We start from the raw sequence: 15,082 nt of genomic DNA on the forward strand, positions 1-15,082 counted from the left end.
GGGCTTTCACGGCAATGACAAACCACCCCATCGTTCGGGACTTGCCCCCTCGGAAAGTTCCGATGGCACCGGTTTGAATCCACCCAGCCGCCGCCTGCGTAGAGGAGATCAGACGCGCTTGAGTTTGCGACAGGCCCATGTTGGAATGAATTTTTTGCCCCTCTGGAGTTGCCGCATGAAGAACCTTGAAACCCTGGGCCTGGCCATTGCGCTGGCGTTCGCCACGGTGCCGCCCGCCGCGGCCCAGACCGCGCCGGCGCCCGCGCCGACGGGTGCCAGCTGCCCCGCGCTGCTGCAGCATCGCTTCGACCGCCTGCAGGACGAAAAGCCCCAGTCGCTGTGCCAATACAGCGGCAAGGTGGTGCTGGTGGTGAACACCGCGAGCTTCTGTGGTTTCACCAAGCAGTACGAAGGCCTGGAGGCACTCCACGCGCGCTACCAGTCCCAGGGGCTGGTGGTGCTGGGCTTCCCGGCCAACGACTTCGGCAGCCAGGAGCCGGGCAACAACCAGGCCATCGCCGACTTCTGCGAGAACACCTTCGGCGTGAAATTCCCGATGTTCAGCAAGACCAGCGTGGTCGGGCGAGACGCCAACCCGCTGTACCGCCAACTGGCTGAAAAGACGGGCGACCACCCGCGCTGGAACTTCCACAAGTACCTGATCGCGCGCGACGGCCAGACCGTGCGCAGCTATGCCAGCGGCGTCGACCCCAAAAACCCCTCGTTCGTCAGGGACATAGAAAAGTTTCTGTCGGCTAAATAGTGACTGATGAGTCACAATGAAAACCAATAAGTATTTCAACGCGAGTTGCCACCATGCCCCTGCCCAGCCAATCCCGCTCTGCGCGCCCGATGACCGGAGCATGGAACTTTTCTCGCGCAGCGGGCGTCGTAAACAGCAGGCCGGACAGCGTGCCGGCCGCCGATTTCCGTTTTGTACTGCGAAGCCTTCCGGGTCTGCGTGATCCGGCTGCAATCCCGAGGCGCTTCTCCTCCTCCTCCCTCCCTCCCTTGTTCGTCTGGGGGCGCTTCGCAGTCTTTTGTATTGGCCTCCGTGGCCGCCGCACCCGCCGGTGCGCGGCCCACCGGCCCTGAGGTCCGTCCATGCAGTCGGGCCTCCTCCCCACCTCCGTCTCCCCTGCGCGCGCCGCCGTCTCGCGGCCTTCGCGCGTGGCCATCGTGGGCTCCGGCATTGCCGGCCTGGCCGCCGCCCACACCCTGCAGGGCCTGGCCGATGTCACGCTGTACGAGGCGGGCGACCATTTCGGCGGGCACACCCACACGGTGGACGTGACCCTGCCCGATGCCTACGGCGTGCCCACCACCTTTGGCGTCGACACCGGCTTTCTGGTGCTCAACGAGCGCACGTACCCCAATCTGCTGGCCTTGCTCGCCGCTCTGGAGGTGCCGATCGCCCGCGCCGACATGTCGTTCTCGGTCCAGGTGCCGGGTGCCGGGCCCGGCGGCGACGCGCTCGAATGGAGCGGCAGCGACCTGTCTTCCGTGTTCGCGCAGCGCCGCAACCTGGCCAACCCACGCTTTCTGCGCATGCTGGCCGACATCGCGCGCTTCAACCGCGTGACCACCCGCCTGGCCGAACGTGGCGACGACCTGCGACCCGACAGCCCCCTGCTGCAACCCTTGGGCGACTTCCTGCGCGACCAGCGCTTCTCGGCCGAATTCCGCGACTGGTACTTCCTGCCCATGATGGGCTGCATATGGAGTTGCCCGACCGACCAGATGCTGGCCTTCCCGGTCGCCACCATGGTGCGCTTCTGCCACAACCACGGCCTGATCCAGGTGAGGAACCGGCCGCAGTGGCACACGGTCGCGGGGGGCGCCCGCCAGTACGTGAGAAAGATCCTCCGCGGGGTGGGCGACCTGCGCCTTTTCACGCCGGTGCAGCAGGTGCTGCGCGACGACGAGGGCGTGCGCGTGGTCTCACCCGGCCAAGTGGACCGCTTCGACGCCATCGTGATGGCCTGCCACAGCGACCAGGCGCTGCGCCTGCTGGGCAACCAGGCCTCGGCGGCCGAACGCGAGCTGCTCGGCGCCATCCGCTACCAGCCCAACCGCGCCGTGCTGCACACCGATGCCTCGGTGCTGCCGGAGAACTCCCGTGCCTGGGCGGCCTGGAACTACGAACGCGCGCCCACTGCCGATCAGGAATCGGCCAACGTCTGCCTGCATTACCTGATCAACCGCCTGCAGCCACTGCCAGTGCCGCAACCGGTGGTGGTGTCGCTCAATCCGCAGCGCGAGATCACCCCCACGCAAGTGCTGGGCGAGTACGCCTACGAGCACCCCGTGTTCGACCTCGCGGCGATCCGCGCCCAGGCCGGCATTCCCGGCTTGCAGGGCCATCGCCATACCTGGTTCGCCGGCGCCTGGACCGGCTATGGCTTTCACGAGGACGGGCTCAAGTCGGGCCTGCAGGCCGCGCGCGGCCTGATCGATGCGCACCGCCTGATGCCGCTGACCCACGAGCGCGAGCTGCGCCGGGCCGCGCTTCCCGGGGTGTTCGCATGAGCGCAGCGCCGGGCCGCCCCAAGCCAGCTCGCACCGCAGGCGAAGCCGAAGGTATACCAGTGAACGCGGCCGTGGCACAGCTGGGCTTTGGCCAGGTGCGCCACACACGCCACCGGCCCCGGCGCCACGCGTTCGCCTACGCCACCTGCTTTCTGATGCTGCCCATGCGCAGCCTGCGCGTGCACGGCCCCGGCGCGCTGGCGCGCAACCGCAGTGCCGCGCTGAGCTTTCACGACACCGACCACGGCGATGGCCGCGCCGACAGCCTGGGCTGGCTGGACGAGGTGCTGCGCCAGCATGGCATCCACGACGCACAGGGCGAGGTCTGGCTGCACACCTACCCGCGCATGCTGGGCTACAGCTTCAAGCCAGTGAGTTTCTGGTACTGCCACCGCGCCGATGGCTCGCTGCGCGCGGTGCTCGCCGAGGTGAACAACACCTTTGGCGAACGCCATTGCTACCTGCTCGACGCGCCCCGCTATGGCCAGCCCTGCGAAGCCGCCAAGGTGTTCCACGTCTCGCCGTTCTGCCCGGTGCGCGGGCGCTACCGCTTCGTCTTCATGCGCACGGAAGGCCCCACCGCCCGCACCGTGGCGCGCATCGACTACTTCGATGGCGCGGGTGATGCGGCCCTGCTCAACACCAGCGTGAGCGGCGAGCTGCTGCCACTCAATGCCCGCACGCTGCGCCGCGCGCTGTGGTCTCACCCCGCCATGACCCTGGGCGTGATCGCCCGCATCCACTGGCAGGCTTTGCGCCTGTGGTGGCAGAAGGCCCCATTCTTCCGCCAGCCGCCCGCGCCGGGCGACTTCGTGACCGCCGCCGTGCCCTCGGCGCCCACTGTGACCGCCGAGCCGCGCCAACCATGAACAGCACCACCGCCTCCCGCCGCCCCGTGGGCTTCGAACTGCCCCACAACACACCGGCCGCCGCGCGCACCGTCCTGCAGCTGCTGCAGAGCCTGGTGCACGGCAGCCTCACGCTGCAGCTGCCCGACGGCTCGGTGCAGCGCTTCGGGCAGACCGACGGACCGCATGCGAGCATGAAGCTGCACAACTGGAACGTGTGCGGCGCCACGCTCAAATCGGGCGACATCGGTTTCGCCGAGACCTACATCGCCGGCGACTGGAGCACGCCGCACCTCACCTCGCTGCTCTCGCTGCTGGTGGCCAACCGCCACGAGGTGGAGGACATGGTCTATGGCTCCTGGCTGGGCCGCCTGGCCTACCGCGTGCGGCACCTGCTCAACCGCAACTCCAAGGCCAACAGCCGCAAGAACATCCACGCGCACTACGACCTGGGCAATGCGTTCTACCGCCTGTGGCTGGACGAGACCATGAACTACTCGTCGGCCTGGTTCGAGACACCGGAGCAGACCATGGTGATGGCGCAGCATGCCAAGGTGCGCCGCGCGCTGCGACTGGCCGGGGTGCGCCCGGGCGACCGCGTGCTGGAGATCGGCTGCGGCTGGGGTGCGCTGGCCGAAAAGGCGACCACCGAGTTCGACGCCTCGGTGGTCGGCGTGACGCTGTCGACCGAACAGCTGGCCTTCGCGAAACAGCGCCTGCAGGCCATCGGGCGCCAGGACCGCGCCGACCTGCGGCTGCAGGATTACCGGGACATCCACGACGCACCATTCGACGCCATCTGCTCGATCGAGATGGTCGAGGCGGTGGGGCGCTCGTACTGGCCGACCTACTTCCAGACCGTGGCCCGCCTGCTCAAGCCCGGGGGCCGGGCCTGCATCCAGAGCATCGTGATCGCCGACGCGCATTTCGACCGCTACATCCAGGGCACGGATTTCATCCAGCAATACATCTTCCCGGGCGGCTGTCTGCCTTGCCCGCGCGAGTTGCGCGCCCAGGCCGCGCGGGCGGGGCTGGAGGTGGTCGATGAGTTCGCCTTCGGCCAGGACTACGCGCGCACGCTGTCGATCTGGCGCGAGAGTTTCCTGCGCGAACAGGAGCACGTGCTGCAACTGGGCTTCGACCAGCGCTTCCTGCGCATCTGGGAGTTCTACCTCGCTTATTGCGAGGCGGCGTTCGAGCAGCAGAACGTGGACGTCGTGCAGTACACGCTGCGCAAGCCCGCCTGAGGCCCGCGCCATGTCCACGCTCCCTCTTCACCTGTTCGTGGCCCTCGCGCTGCTGGTGGGGGGACCCGCAAGCGCGCAGCCCGCGCCAGCACCCCTGCTGAGCGCGGTGCTGCAGGACCAGACACGCACCGGCAGCGCCCGCCTTCGGTACTGGGGGTTCGATGTCTACGACGCGCGCCTGTATGTCGCGCCCGGCTTTGACATCCAGCGCTTCGAAGACCAGCGCTTCGGCCTGGAACTGAGCTACCTGCGGGGCTTCAAGGGCGCCGACATCGCCGAGCGCTCCATCGAGGAAATGAAAGGCCTGGCCCGGCTGGACCCCGCGCAGGCCCAGCGCTGGCAAGCCGCGATGAGCGCCCTCTTCCCCGAGGTGCGGCGTGGCGACCGCCTCACCGGCGTGCACGTGCCGGGCAGCGGCGCGCGCTTCTACGTCAACGGCCAGTGGCTCGGCGAGATCGCCGACGACGCCTTCTCGCGCCTGTTCTTCGGCATCTGGCTCTCGCCCAGGACCTCGCAGCCGAGCCTGCGCGAAGCCCTGATCCAGTCCCTGGGCGGCCCGCCGCGCGCGCCATGAGCGAACCCGCCGCCCGCTTCATCGGGCCAGGCGCCTGGCGCCATGGGCTGCGCTACGGTCTGCTGGGCCTGCCGCTGGCTTTCGTCGCGTTGCCGCTGTACGTGATCCTGCCCAACCACTACGCGCGCGCGTTCGGCGCGCCGTTGGCGGCCCTGGGGGCGGTGCTGCTGGCCGCGCGACTGATCGATGCCGTGCTCGATCCCTGGATCGGGCGTTGGTGCGACCGCCTCTTTGCGCGCTCGATCGCGGCCGTGCTGGGCGCTGCCGCCGGCGCCGCGCTGGTGCTCGCGGGCGGGCTGTGGGGCCTGCTGTTTCCGCCGGCCGCCGTGCGCGACGCGGGCAGCGCGATCCTGCTCGGCTGGGCGGGCGGGCTGATGGCCCTGACCTACATCGCCTACAGCGTGATCTCGGTGGCGCACCAGGCCTGGGGGGCGCGCCTGGGCGGCGACGAGGCCCAGCGCAGCCGCGTGGTGGCCTGGCGCGAAGGCCTGGCCCTGCTGGGCGTGCTGATCGCCGCCGTGCTGCCCGCCACGCTGGGGCTGGGCGCCACGGTCTCGGCCTTCGCCGCGCTGCTGGCGCTGGGCTGGTGGGCCTGGAGCCGCGCCACGCGCCCGCTCGACCGGTCCCTGGCCACCACGGCGGATGGCCCCTCCCCGCTGCGGCAACCCGCGTTCCGGCGCCTGCTCGCGGTGTTCGTGATCAACGGCACCGCCAGCGCCGTGCCGGCCACGCTGGTGCTGTTCTTCGTGCAGGACCGGCTGCAGGCACCGGCGGCGGTGGAGCCGGCCTTCCTCGCCACCTACTTCCTGTGCGCCGCGATGTCGATGCCGCTCTGGGTGCGGCTGGTCGCCCGCCTCGGGCTGGCGCGCACCTGGCTCGCCGGCATGGGCGTGGCGGTGGCGGTGTTCGTCTCGGCGGCCCTGCTCGGCGCGGGCGACGTGCTGCCCTTCCTGATGGTGTGTGCCCTCTCGGGCGTGGCGCTGGGCACCGACCTCGCCCTGCCCGGCGCGATGCTTGCCGGCCTGATCGGCCGGCTGGGTGAACGCGGCCAACGCGAGGGCGCGTACTTCGGCTGGTGGAACTTCGCCACCAAGCTCAACCTCGCGCTGGCCGCGGGTCTCGCCCTGCCACTGCTGGCCTGGTTCGGCTACACCCCAGGCACGCGCGACCCCGCCGCGCTGCAGACCCTGACCATCGCCTACTGCCTGCTGCCTTGCGCGCTCAAGCTGCTGGCCGGGGGCGCGCTGTACGCGCTCGTCATCCGGCCCGAGCAAAAGCCCGCGCCGCCGCGCCCCGCCCTGTCCACGAACTGAAAGACCACCATGCAACGACGCCACTTGCTCGCCGCCGGCATCGCGGGCGCCGCCGCACTCTCGGGCTGCGCAGGCCCGCAGATCGCGCAGTACGCGGGCGAAAAACCGGTGCTCGACCTGCGCAGCTATTTCAACGGCACGCTCGACGCCTACGGTGTCTTCACCGACCGCTCGGGCGAGGTCGTCAAGCGCTTCACCGTGGTCATGCGCTGCCAATGGAACGGGGACGATGGCGTGCTCGACGAGGCCTTCACCTACTCGGATGGCACGACCCAGAAGCGCGTGTGGCGCATGAAGCACCTGGGCAACGGCCGCTTCAGCGGCACCGCCGACGACGTGGTGGGCACCGCGCTCGGTGAGCAGCAGGGCAATGCCTTCCGATGGGGCTACACGCTGCGGCAACCGGTGGACGGCAAGACCTACGAAGTGCAGTTCGACGACTGGATGTACCTGATGGACGACCGCGTGATGCTCAACAAGGCCACGATGAGCAAGTTCGGCATCCGCCTGGGCGAGGTCACGCTGTCGTTCGTGAAGCGCCTGCCATGACCATCCCCAGAACCTTCATCGATGCGCCCATGCCGTCCCCTCGGGCGGCGAGCGGTGCGCGCGGCTTCTCGCTGTTCGGGCCCATGAACCCCCGCATCACCGACTGGCGCGGCCTGCGCGTGTGGCTGATCGGCGCCTCCAGCGGCATTGGCGAAGCCACCGCCTCGGCCCTGCACGCGCGCGGGGCGCAGGTGCTGCTGTCGGCTCGCAATGCGCCCGCGCTGAACGCCTTCGTGGCCGCGCACCCGGCCGCGCAGGCCTGGCCGCTGGACGTGACCGATGCCAATGCGGTCATGCGCACCACCTACCAGATCCTCGCGCAAGGCCCGCTGGACCTGGTGCTGTACTGCGCCGGCCACTACCGCGAAATGCGCGCCACCGACATGGACCTGGCCGACCTTCGGCGACACGTCGACATCAACTACCTCGGCGCGCTGCACGTGCTCGACGCCGCCGTGCCCGCGATGGCGGCGCGGGGCCATGGGCACATCAGCCTGATCAGCAGCGTGGCGGGTTTTCGCGGCCTGCCCAAGAGCCTCGCCTACGGCCCGACCAAGGCCGCGCTCACCCACCTCGCCGAGACGCTGTACCTGGACCTGCAGCCCCTGGGCCTGGGCGTGAGCGTGGTGCATCCCGGCTTCGTGAGCACGCCCCTGACGGCCCGCAACGGCTTCACCATGCCCGCGCTGATCACACCAGCACAGGCGGCCCAGGCCATGCTGGCCGGCTGGGGCCAGGGCGCGTTCGACATCCACTACCCCAAGCGCTTCACGCGCTGGATGAAGCTGTTGCGCCTGCTGCCCTACCGCGCGTACTTTCCGGCGGTGCGCCGCGTCACCGGGCTATAACGCGTTCATGTCCACCGACAACCGCGCCGCCATCGACCACCTCTGCAACTGGTTCGAGTCGCTCTCCCCCGGCTCGCTCGCCCGGCTTGGCGAGTTCTACACGCCGGACGCGCGCTTCAAGGACCCGTTCAACGAGGTGCAGGGCATCCCGGCCATCACACGCGTGTTCGAACACATGTTCGACAGCCTCACGGCGCCGCGCTTCATCGTCACGGGCAGGCTGGTCGACGGCGCGCAATGTTTTCTGGTGTGGGAGTTCCGCTTCCGTTTTCAGCGCTTTGACACCGCGACCGAGCAGGTGGTGCGCGGCGGCTCGCACCTGCGGCTCGCGCTCGATGGCCGCGTCAGCGACCACCGCGACTATTGGGACGCGGCGGAAGAGCTGTACGAAAAACTGCCCGTGCTGGGAGGGCTGATGCGCTGGCTGAAGCGGCGCGCCAACGGCTGAGGCGCGGTGCGCCTCAGCTCGGCTTCGTGTCGACGAAGCTCTGGCGCAGGTTGAGTTTCTCGGCCAGGCGGGCCAGATTGGGGTACTGCGAGCGCCAGTCGATGCTGGCGAAGCGGAAGTCCAGGTAACCCAGCGCGCAGCCCACGGCCACGTCGGACAGGCTGAAGTGGATGCCCGAGCAGAACGCCTTCTCGCCCAGGCCCTGGCTCATGGACTTCAGGCTGGCGTCGATCTTGGCGCGCTGGCGCTCGATCCACGCCTCGCTGCGCTCGCCCGCGCCGCGGCCGGGCCAGGTGGCTTCGAGCCGGGCCAGCACGGCGGCGTCCAGCAGGCCATCGGCCAGGGCTTCCCAGGTCTTGACCTCGGCGCGCTCGCGGCCTTGCGTGGGAATCAGCTTGCCCACCGGTGAAAGGGTGTCGAGGTACTCCACGATCACGCGCGAGTCGAACACCGCCTCGCCGCCCTCCATCACCAGGCAGGGCACCTTGCCCAGCGGGTTGGAGGTCATGATGGTGGTGTCGGCGGACCACACGTCTTCCAGGATGAACTGGTAGTCCAGTTTTTTCTCGGCCATGACAACGCGCACTTTTCGCACGTAGGGGCTGGTGATGGCGCCGATGAGTTTCATGGGGAATGGAATGGTCGTTGGACTGGGGAACACGATTCTAGCCAGCACCAGGGACGCCCCCTCGGACGGCGGACACGGCGCCCGACGGTGGGCCCGCCGCCGGACGGGCCTCCTACAATCGTGGGATGCGCCCGACCACCTCTTCTCCTGCCACGCCCGCCCACACCATCCCCGGCGCCCTCAGCGCCATTTCCGCCCTGTCGCCGCTCGACGGCCGTTACGCCGGCCGCCTGGCCAGCCTGCGCCCCTTCATGAGCGAGCAGGGCTACATGCACCGCCGCGTGCAGGTCGAGATCGCCTGGTTCATTGCGCTCTCCGATGCCGGCCTGGCCGAGTTCAAGCCGCTCTCGCCCGGCGCGCGCACCTACCTGCTGGGCCTGGTGAAGAACTTCAGCGAAGCCGATGGCCAGGCCATCAAGGACATCGAGAAAGTCACCAACCACGACGTGAAGGCGGTCGAGTACTGGATCAAGTCGCGCTTCGAGGCGCGTCCTGAGCTGGAGAAGGCCGCCGAGTTCGTGCACTTCGCCTGCACCAGCGAAGACATCAACAACACCAGCCACGCCCTGCAGCTCAAGGGCGGGCGCGACGCCGTGCTGCTGCCCGCGCTGGACGCGGTGATCGACAAGCTGCGCGAAATGGCCCACGCCTTTGCTGCCGTGCCCATGCTCAGCCGCACGCACGGCCAGACCGCCAGCCCCACCACCGTGGGCAAGGAAATCGCCAACGTGGTGGTGCGCCTGAGCGCCGCACGCGACCGCATCGCCGGCGTCAAGCTGCTGGGCAAGATGAACGGTGCCGTGGGCAACTACAACGCCCACCTGAGCGCCTGGCCAGAGTTCGACTGGGAGGCGTTCAGCCGCAACGTGATCGAACAGCCCGAGCCACTCGGTCTGGGCCTGACCTTCCAGCCCTACAGCATCCAGATCGAGCCGCACGACTACATGGCCGAGCTGTTCGACGCGGTCGCGCGCACCAACACCATCCTGATCGACCTCTCGCGCGACATCTGGGGCTATGTGAGCCTGGGCTATTTCAAACAACGCCTGAAGGCGGGCGAGATCGGCTCGTCCACCATGCCGCACAAGGTCAACCCGATCGACTTCGAGAACGCCGAAGGCAACCTGGGCCTGGCCAACGCGCTGCTGCGCCACCTCTCCGAGAAGCTGCCCATCAGCCGCTGGCAGCGCGACCTGACCGACTCCACCGTGCTGCGCAACATGGGCGTCGCCCTGGGCTATGCGGTGCTGGCCTACCACTCGATGGGCGTGGGGCTGGGCAAGCTCGAACTCAACGAGGAAGCCATCGCCGCGGACCTCGATGCGTCCTGGGAAGTGCTGGCCGAGCCGATCCAGACCGTGATGCGCCGATACGGCGTTTCGGGCGCCTACGAGAAACTCAAGGAAGTCACGCGCGGCAAGACCGTGACCGCCGAGGCACTGCACGAACTCATCCGCAGCCTGGACATTCCCCAGCCCGAAAAAGACCGCCTGCTGGCCATGACCCCGGGCAGCTACGTCGGCAAGGCCACCGAGCTGGCGCGGCGCGTCTGACTACCGCCCGGAACCGGGCTCTTCCAGCGCGCGCTCGGCGTAGCGGTTGAAGCGCCAGGCGTCGCCTTCGATGGTGATGCGCCGCCAGCTGGCGCGTTTCTCACCGGGGGTCATCTCGGTCCAGCGCTGCACTTCGTCGAAGCGCCGGCCACAGCCCTTGCAGACCTCGTCACCCTGGCTGGTCGAGCAGATGGCGATGCACGGCGTGTCGGGCGTGGTCTCATACCAGGCCAGCCAGGCCTCGCGGGCGCGGGCGGGCAACGTGGCCTCGTCGGCCTCGGTCTCGTGGAACCAGATCATCAGCGCATACACCTCGGCCAAAGCGCGAAGTTCCTTGCACAGGGAAACACCATCTGGCGAGGGTGAGCGCTCACGCCAGTAGTTGATCGCGGCTTCGATGTCGGTGATGTGGATGCCGGCCATGGGGTGTGGATCATAGCCAGTCTGGCCCTTCGATGAACGCACCGGCAAGCGGAGCCAACCCTGGCCTTGTGGTAACTGCGTACCCATCCCAGGCACCGGACGCGGTAACGGCCCGCTACAATCGCGGGTCTCGAAGGGGAGTAGCTCTCCGCTCCAGCGCTTGCCGCTGGACATTCGGGTTGTCGTCAATACGGAGCCACCGCTTCCGGCAACCCGGGCCCGGCAATCACCTTGCCGGGCTGAGCAAGACCTTTGATAGGCCCCATGGGCCGATCAAGACACGTCCATCCCCTTCGCCAGCGCAGTTGCGCCATTGCGGGCGGATGACACAGCGCCTTCCGATCGACCATGGTGGTCGATGCATGAGAAGTGAAGGCCGGGCGGATGGCGACGAGATCGGCTCGCGCCCCACCCATTTGGACAAACGACAACGAGGAATTTATGGATTTCCTGACATCGCCCGCGTTCTGGGTCGCCCTGGGACAGATCATCATCATCGACATCCTGCTGGGTGGCGACAACGCGGTCGTGATCGCGCTGGCCTGCCGCAAGCTGCCGCCCGCACAGCGCACCAAGGGCATCATCTGGGGCACTTTCGGCGCCATCGTGCTGCGGGTCATCCTGATCGCCTTCGCGATGACACTGCTGACCGTGCCGTTCATCAAGCTCGTGGGCGCGCTGCTGCTGGTGTGGATCGGCGTGAAGCTGCTGGCCCCCGATGACGAGGCGCATGGCGACATCCAGGGCAGCGACAAGCTGTTCGCCGCCATCAAGACCATCATCGTGGCCGACCTGGTGATGAGCGTGGACAACGTGATCGCCATCGCCGGCGCCGCACAGAACGCGGGCGAGCACTCGTTCCTGCTGGTGGTGCTGGGCCTGCTGATCTCCATTCCCATCATCGTCTGGGGCAGCACCTTGGTCATCAAGCTGATGGCCCGTTTCCCGATCATCATCACCCTGGGCGGCATGCTGCTGGGCTGGATTGCCGGTGGCATGCTGGTCACCGACCCGGCCTTTGTCACGCCCGACAAGTGGACCTTCATGCCCAAGCTCGGCACGGTGGATGAGAAGGGCATGGCGGTCATCTCCGACACCCTTTACTGGACGGCCCACGTCGTCGGGGCGCTGGTGGTGCTCGCACTGGGCAAGTGGATCTCCTCCCGCCGTCCGCCGGTGGTGCACGAAGGCTGATCCCGCCTTTCGAGGTCCTGACACACCAGGGCGGCGTCCGCAAGGGCGCCGCCCTTTTTCATGTCGGCGGGCGGACCGGTGCTATGCTGGTCCGCATGAAACTCATCCTGACCTGGCTGCTCGCGGCCTGCGCCCTGCTGGTGGTGGCCTACATCTACCCCGGCGTGCAGGTGCAGAGCTTCACTTCCGCCCTGATCGCCGCGGCGGTCATCGGCCTGTTCAACGCCGTGCTGCGGCCCATCCTGGTGATCCTGACCTTGCCCGTCACCATCGTCACGCTGGGTCTCTTCCTGTTCGTCATCAACGCCCTGATGTTCTGGGCGGCATCGGGTGTGCTCGATGGCTTCCGCGTCAACGGCTTCCTGGCCGCGCTGCTGGGCTCGTTGATCTACTCGGTGCTGATGCTGGTGGTGAGTTCCGCCGTGCGCTCGCTCGGCTCGCGCTGAGCCGAGCGGCCGGCCCGTCGCCGGGTCTACTTCTCTTCGCGCACGGACTCGCGCAGCTGCGCCTCGACTTCACGGCGGCGGCTGTCCACGATGGCCAGTTCCATGCCGTCCGTGCGTTGCGCGGCGGGCAGCGCCTGGGCCGCCTTGAAGCGGTCCACCGCACCACCGAAGTCCAGGTGGGCGGCACGCGCCTCCGCCTCGGCACGGATGGCGCGCAAGGTCTGCCCTTGCACGGCATGGCCTCGCGACAGCGTTTGCCAGGCCACCGCGTCGCGCGGCTGCAGCGCCACCCAGGCCTGCAAGCGGCTGACCGCGCGCTGCGGCTGACCGGTGGCCAGCGCGGCCTGCGCACCAAGCAGGGCACTGGCGCGGGAGGTTCCCGCCAAGGCCTGGTCGCGCAGTTCCGCGAGCAGGGCCGCCTGCGCGGGAGGCAGGGAAGGCACACCGCCCGCGACGGGCGACAGCAAGATGTCGAGCAGCAGCGCATCCACCGTGGGGCGCGCCTCGGGCGCCACCGCCCCGCGCAACTGCTGCGCCAGCTCCAGGGCCAGATCGCGCTGCCCCAGGCGCAGTGCCGAGAGCGCGGCCGCGTAGCGGTCGCCGGGCGAGGCATTGGCCGATCGGCCATTGGCGAGCCAGGCGCGCTGCCGATCAGGACCGTTCTCCGCCAGCACCCTGGCGCGCGCCGACACCAGCACGTGCACGCTGCGCGAGGGCATGGGCAAGCCCACGGAGGCGCTGGACGCGCCCCGCGTGCCTGGCAAGTCCAGGCGCAGGCCCAGGGGAGCGGTCGGCGCGGTGGCGCCGCCGGCCTCCGGCGTGGCGGCCTTGACCGGGCCCACCTGGCCGCCTGCCGCCGCGACCGGCCCGGAGGGCACCCGGGACCGCATGTCGGCAATTCGCTCCCCCGTCAACGGGTGGCTGCGCAGGTAGGGGAACGAGCCGTCGTCGTAGCGCGAGGACTGCTGCATCTTGTCGAACATGCTCACGAAGCCCAGGCCGTCAAAGCCGGCACCCGTGAGGACGCCAAAGCCCACGCGGTCGGCCTCGCGCTCCATGTCGCGCGAGAAGTTCAGTTGGGTCTGTGCCGCGACGGCCGTGCTGCCCGCGATCGCGGCGCTGGCCACCTGCGGGTTGGACCCCGCCGCCAGCGCGCCCAGGATCATCGCCCCCATCATCCACGGCGCCATGCGCTCCTCGCGCGTCATCATGCGGGCGATGTGGCGCTGCGACACGTGGCTGAGCTCGTGTGCCATCACCGAAGCCAGTTCCTCGGGCTTGTCGGTGATCGCGACCAGGCCCAGGTTCACGCCAAGGTACCCTCCTGGCAGGGCAAAGGCATTGACGCGCTTGTCGCGCGAAACCACCAGTTCCCAGGCCAGGCGCTCGGCCAGTTCGGGCGGCACGTCGCCGCGATCGCGCGCCGCGCCCAGCAGGGGCTGCCACAAGGCCTGCAGGTGGTCGCCGAGCACGGGATCGTCCAAGTAGTCCGGGTCGCGGTAGATGTCGCGCGCGATGCGGTCCCCCAGGCGCCGTTCGGCCGCGATGGACATGCCATCGCCGTCGCCCAGGCTGGGCAGCGAGGAGGTGGCCGTGCCGTCACGGACCGGCTGGGCGATCGAGGCCGGTGTGGGCAGCAGCATCGACGCCATGGCCAGCACGCCCAGGCCCAGGGCGGTGCGTCGAACAGGGGAAAGCAGCGACTTCGGTAAAAAACGCATCCCCGTATGATGCCGCCAACGCCTGACGGTTCTGTAAAGCCCGCGAAACAAGCCCCCATGACCGATACAAAAGCCACCTCTTCCTTGACCCATTTCGACGCCCAGGGCCAGGCCCACATGGTCGACGTGGCGGCCAAAGCCAGCACCCATCGGGTGGCCGTCGCGGAAGGCCGCATCACCATGTTGCCGGCCACGCTGGCGTTGATCCAGGCGGGCACCGCGAAAAAGGGTGACGTGCTCGGCATCGCGCGCATCGCCGGCATCCAGGCCGCCAAGAAGACCAGCGACCTCATCCCGCTGTGCCATCCGATCGCGTTGACCCGCGTGGCGGTGGAATTCGACATCGAACCCGAGTCCCACAGCGTGCACTGCCGCGCGACCGCCGAGTGCACCGGTCAGACCGGGGTGGAGATGGAAGCCCTGTCAGCGGTGTCCGTGGCGCTGCTGACGATTTACGACATGTGCAAGGCGGTGGATCGCGGGATGGTGATGGGGGGGGTGCGGTTGGTGGAGAAACGGGGGGGGAAGAGTGGGGAGTTTGTAGCGGGGTCGTAAGTGATTGATTTCACTAGGAATCTTCTACCAAGCCTGCCTCACCTGCTCACTAGCCGCTTGCTGTCGCTACAGCCCATGAAGAGCTAAAAGCCTCGCAAAACTCGTTCTTGTCCAACGCCTGTCCAAGTGAGAGGCGCAATGGCATCGATTCGACAACGGTCCGGCACGTGGCAAGCACGCGTGATCCGCGAGGGATTTCCGGCAGA

The 15,082-nt window shown here is 68.5% G+C and carries 16 protein-coding genes; 13 read left to right on the forward strand and 3 right to left on the reverse strand.

Annotated features, from left to right (window positions below; translation table 11 throughout):
* The first annotated feature begins 175 nt into the window (after nucleotides 1-175).
* From ACODTB_RS13780 to ACODTB_RS13820, 9 genes are all read left to right on the forward strand, one after another.
* A complete protein-coding gene (locus tag ACODTB_RS13780) occupies nucleotides 176-763 on the forward strand; it encodes a glutathione peroxidase (RefSeq protein WP_291111585.1) in 588 nt (195 codons plus the stop codon).
* 341 nt (nucleotides 764-1,104) lie between these two features.
* Entirely contained in the window at nucleotides 1,105-2,529 is a 1,425-nt protein-coding gene (locus tag ACODTB_RS13785) for an NAD(P)/FAD-dependent oxidoreductase (RefSeq protein WP_291111583.1), read from the forward strand.
* Nucleotides 2,526-3,398, forward strand: a complete 873-nt coding sequence (locus ACODTB_RS13790; RefSeq protein WP_291111581.1) for a DUF1365 domain-containing protein — start codon at nucleotides 2,526-2,528, stop codon at nucleotides 3,396-3,398. Before ACODTB_RS13785 ends, ACODTB_RS13790 begins: the two co-directional genes overlap by 4 nt.
* Nucleotides 3,395-4,624 (forward strand): class I SAM-dependent methyltransferase, encoded by a 1,230-nt coding sequence (locus tag ACODTB_RS13795; RefSeq protein WP_291111579.1) that lies wholly within the window; start codon nucleotides 3,395-3,397, stop codon nucleotides 4,622-4,624. The genes ACODTB_RS13790 and ACODTB_RS13795 overlap by 4 nt, the downstream gene beginning before the upstream one ends.
* A gap of 10 nt (nucleotides 4,625-4,634) precedes the next feature.
* On the forward strand, nucleotides 4,635-5,198 hold the full coding sequence (locus tag ACODTB_RS13800) for a chalcone isomerase family protein (RefSeq protein WP_291111577.1): 564 nt from the start codon (nucleotides 4,635-4,637) through the stop codon (nucleotides 5,196-5,198).
* Entirely contained in the window at nucleotides 5,195-6,511 is a 1,317-nt protein-coding gene (locus tag ACODTB_RS13805; protein WP_291111575.1) for an MFS transporter, read from the forward strand. The genes ACODTB_RS13800 and ACODTB_RS13805 overlap by 4 nt, the downstream gene beginning before the upstream one ends.
* 9 nt (nucleotides 6,512-6,520) lie before the next feature.
* A complete protein-coding gene (locus tag ACODTB_RS13810) occupies nucleotides 6,521-7,060 on the forward strand; it encodes a DUF3833 domain-containing protein (protein ID WP_291111573.1) in 540 nt (179 codons plus the stop codon).
* A gap of 83 nt (nucleotides 7,061-7,143) precedes the next feature.
* A complete protein-coding gene (locus tag ACODTB_RS13815) occupies nucleotides 7,144-7,908 on the forward strand; it encodes an SDR family NAD(P)-dependent oxidoreductase (protein ID WP_291111635.1) in 765 nt (254 codons plus the stop codon).
* A 7-nt stretch (nucleotides 7,909-7,915) separates the two neighbouring features.
* Complete coding sequence (locus tag ACODTB_RS13820; protein WP_291111571.1) at nucleotides 7,916-8,356, forward strand: nuclear transport factor 2 family protein; 441 nt, start codon at nucleotides 7,916-7,918, stop codon at nucleotides 8,354-8,356.
* A 13-nt stretch (nucleotides 8,357-8,369) separates the two neighbouring features.
* On the opposite strand, the gene ACODTB_RS13825 is transcribed toward ACODTB_RS13820, so the two are convergent.
* Nucleotides 8,370-8,984, reverse strand: a complete 615-nt coding sequence (locus ACODTB_RS13825) for a glutathione S-transferase C-terminal domain-containing protein (RefSeq protein ID WP_291111569.1) — start codon at nucleotides 8,982-8,984, stop codon at nucleotides 8,370-8,372.
* A 125-nt stretch (nucleotides 8,985-9,109) separates the two neighbouring features.
* Here ACODTB_RS13825 and purB point away from each other — a divergent pair, with 125 nt between their 5' ends.
* Nucleotides 9,110-10,537, forward strand: a complete 1,428-nt coding sequence (purB, locus tag ACODTB_RS13830) for an adenylosuccinate lyase (protein ID WP_291111567.1) — start codon at nucleotides 9,110-9,112, stop codon at nucleotides 10,535-10,537.
* On the opposite strand, the gene ACODTB_RS13835 is transcribed toward purB, so the two are convergent.
* A complete protein-coding gene (locus ACODTB_RS13835) occupies nucleotides 10,538-10,960 on the reverse strand; it encodes a DUF3717 domain-containing protein (protein ID WP_291111565.1) in 423 nt (140 codons plus the stop codon).
* Nucleotides 10,961-11,401: 441 nt separating this feature from the next.
* Between ACODTB_RS13835 and ACODTB_RS13840 the strand changes: the two genes are divergently transcribed.
* Both ACODTB_RS13840 and ACODTB_RS13845 read left to right on the forward strand, forming a co-directional pair.
* Nucleotides 11,402-12,154: a TerC family protein gene (locus tag ACODTB_RS13840; protein ID WP_291111563.1), complete on the forward strand. Its 753-nt coding sequence runs from the start codon at nucleotides 11,402-11,404 to the stop codon at nucleotides 12,152-12,154.
* A 95-nt stretch (nucleotides 12,155-12,249) separates the two neighbouring features.
* A complete protein-coding gene (locus ACODTB_RS13845; RefSeq protein ID WP_291111561.1) occupies nucleotides 12,250-12,600 on the forward strand; it encodes a phage holin family protein in 351 nt (116 codons plus the stop codon).
* A 26-nt stretch (nucleotides 12,601-12,626) separates the two neighbouring features.
* Here the strand turns inward: ACODTB_RS13845 and ACODTB_RS13850 are convergent, their stop codons facing one another.
* The gene (locus tag ACODTB_RS13850) at nucleotides 12,627-14,321 is read right to left on the reverse strand and encodes a M48 family metalloprotease (protein ID WP_291111559.1); all 1,695 of its coding nucleotides are present in this window, start codon (nucleotides 14,319-14,321) and stop codon (nucleotides 12,627-12,629) included.
* Nucleotides 14,322-14,378: 57 nt separating this feature from the next.
* Between ACODTB_RS13850 and moaC the strand changes: the two genes are divergently transcribed.
* Complete coding sequence (gene moaC, locus ACODTB_RS13855; protein WP_488929404.1) at nucleotides 14,379-14,876, forward strand: cyclic pyranopterin monophosphate synthase MoaC; 498 nt, start codon at nucleotides 14,379-14,381, stop codon at nucleotides 14,874-14,876.
* The last annotated feature ends 206 nt before the right edge of the window (nucleotides 14,877-15,082 follow it).

Source organism: Hydrogenophaga sp. FG152, assembly GCF_057809615.1.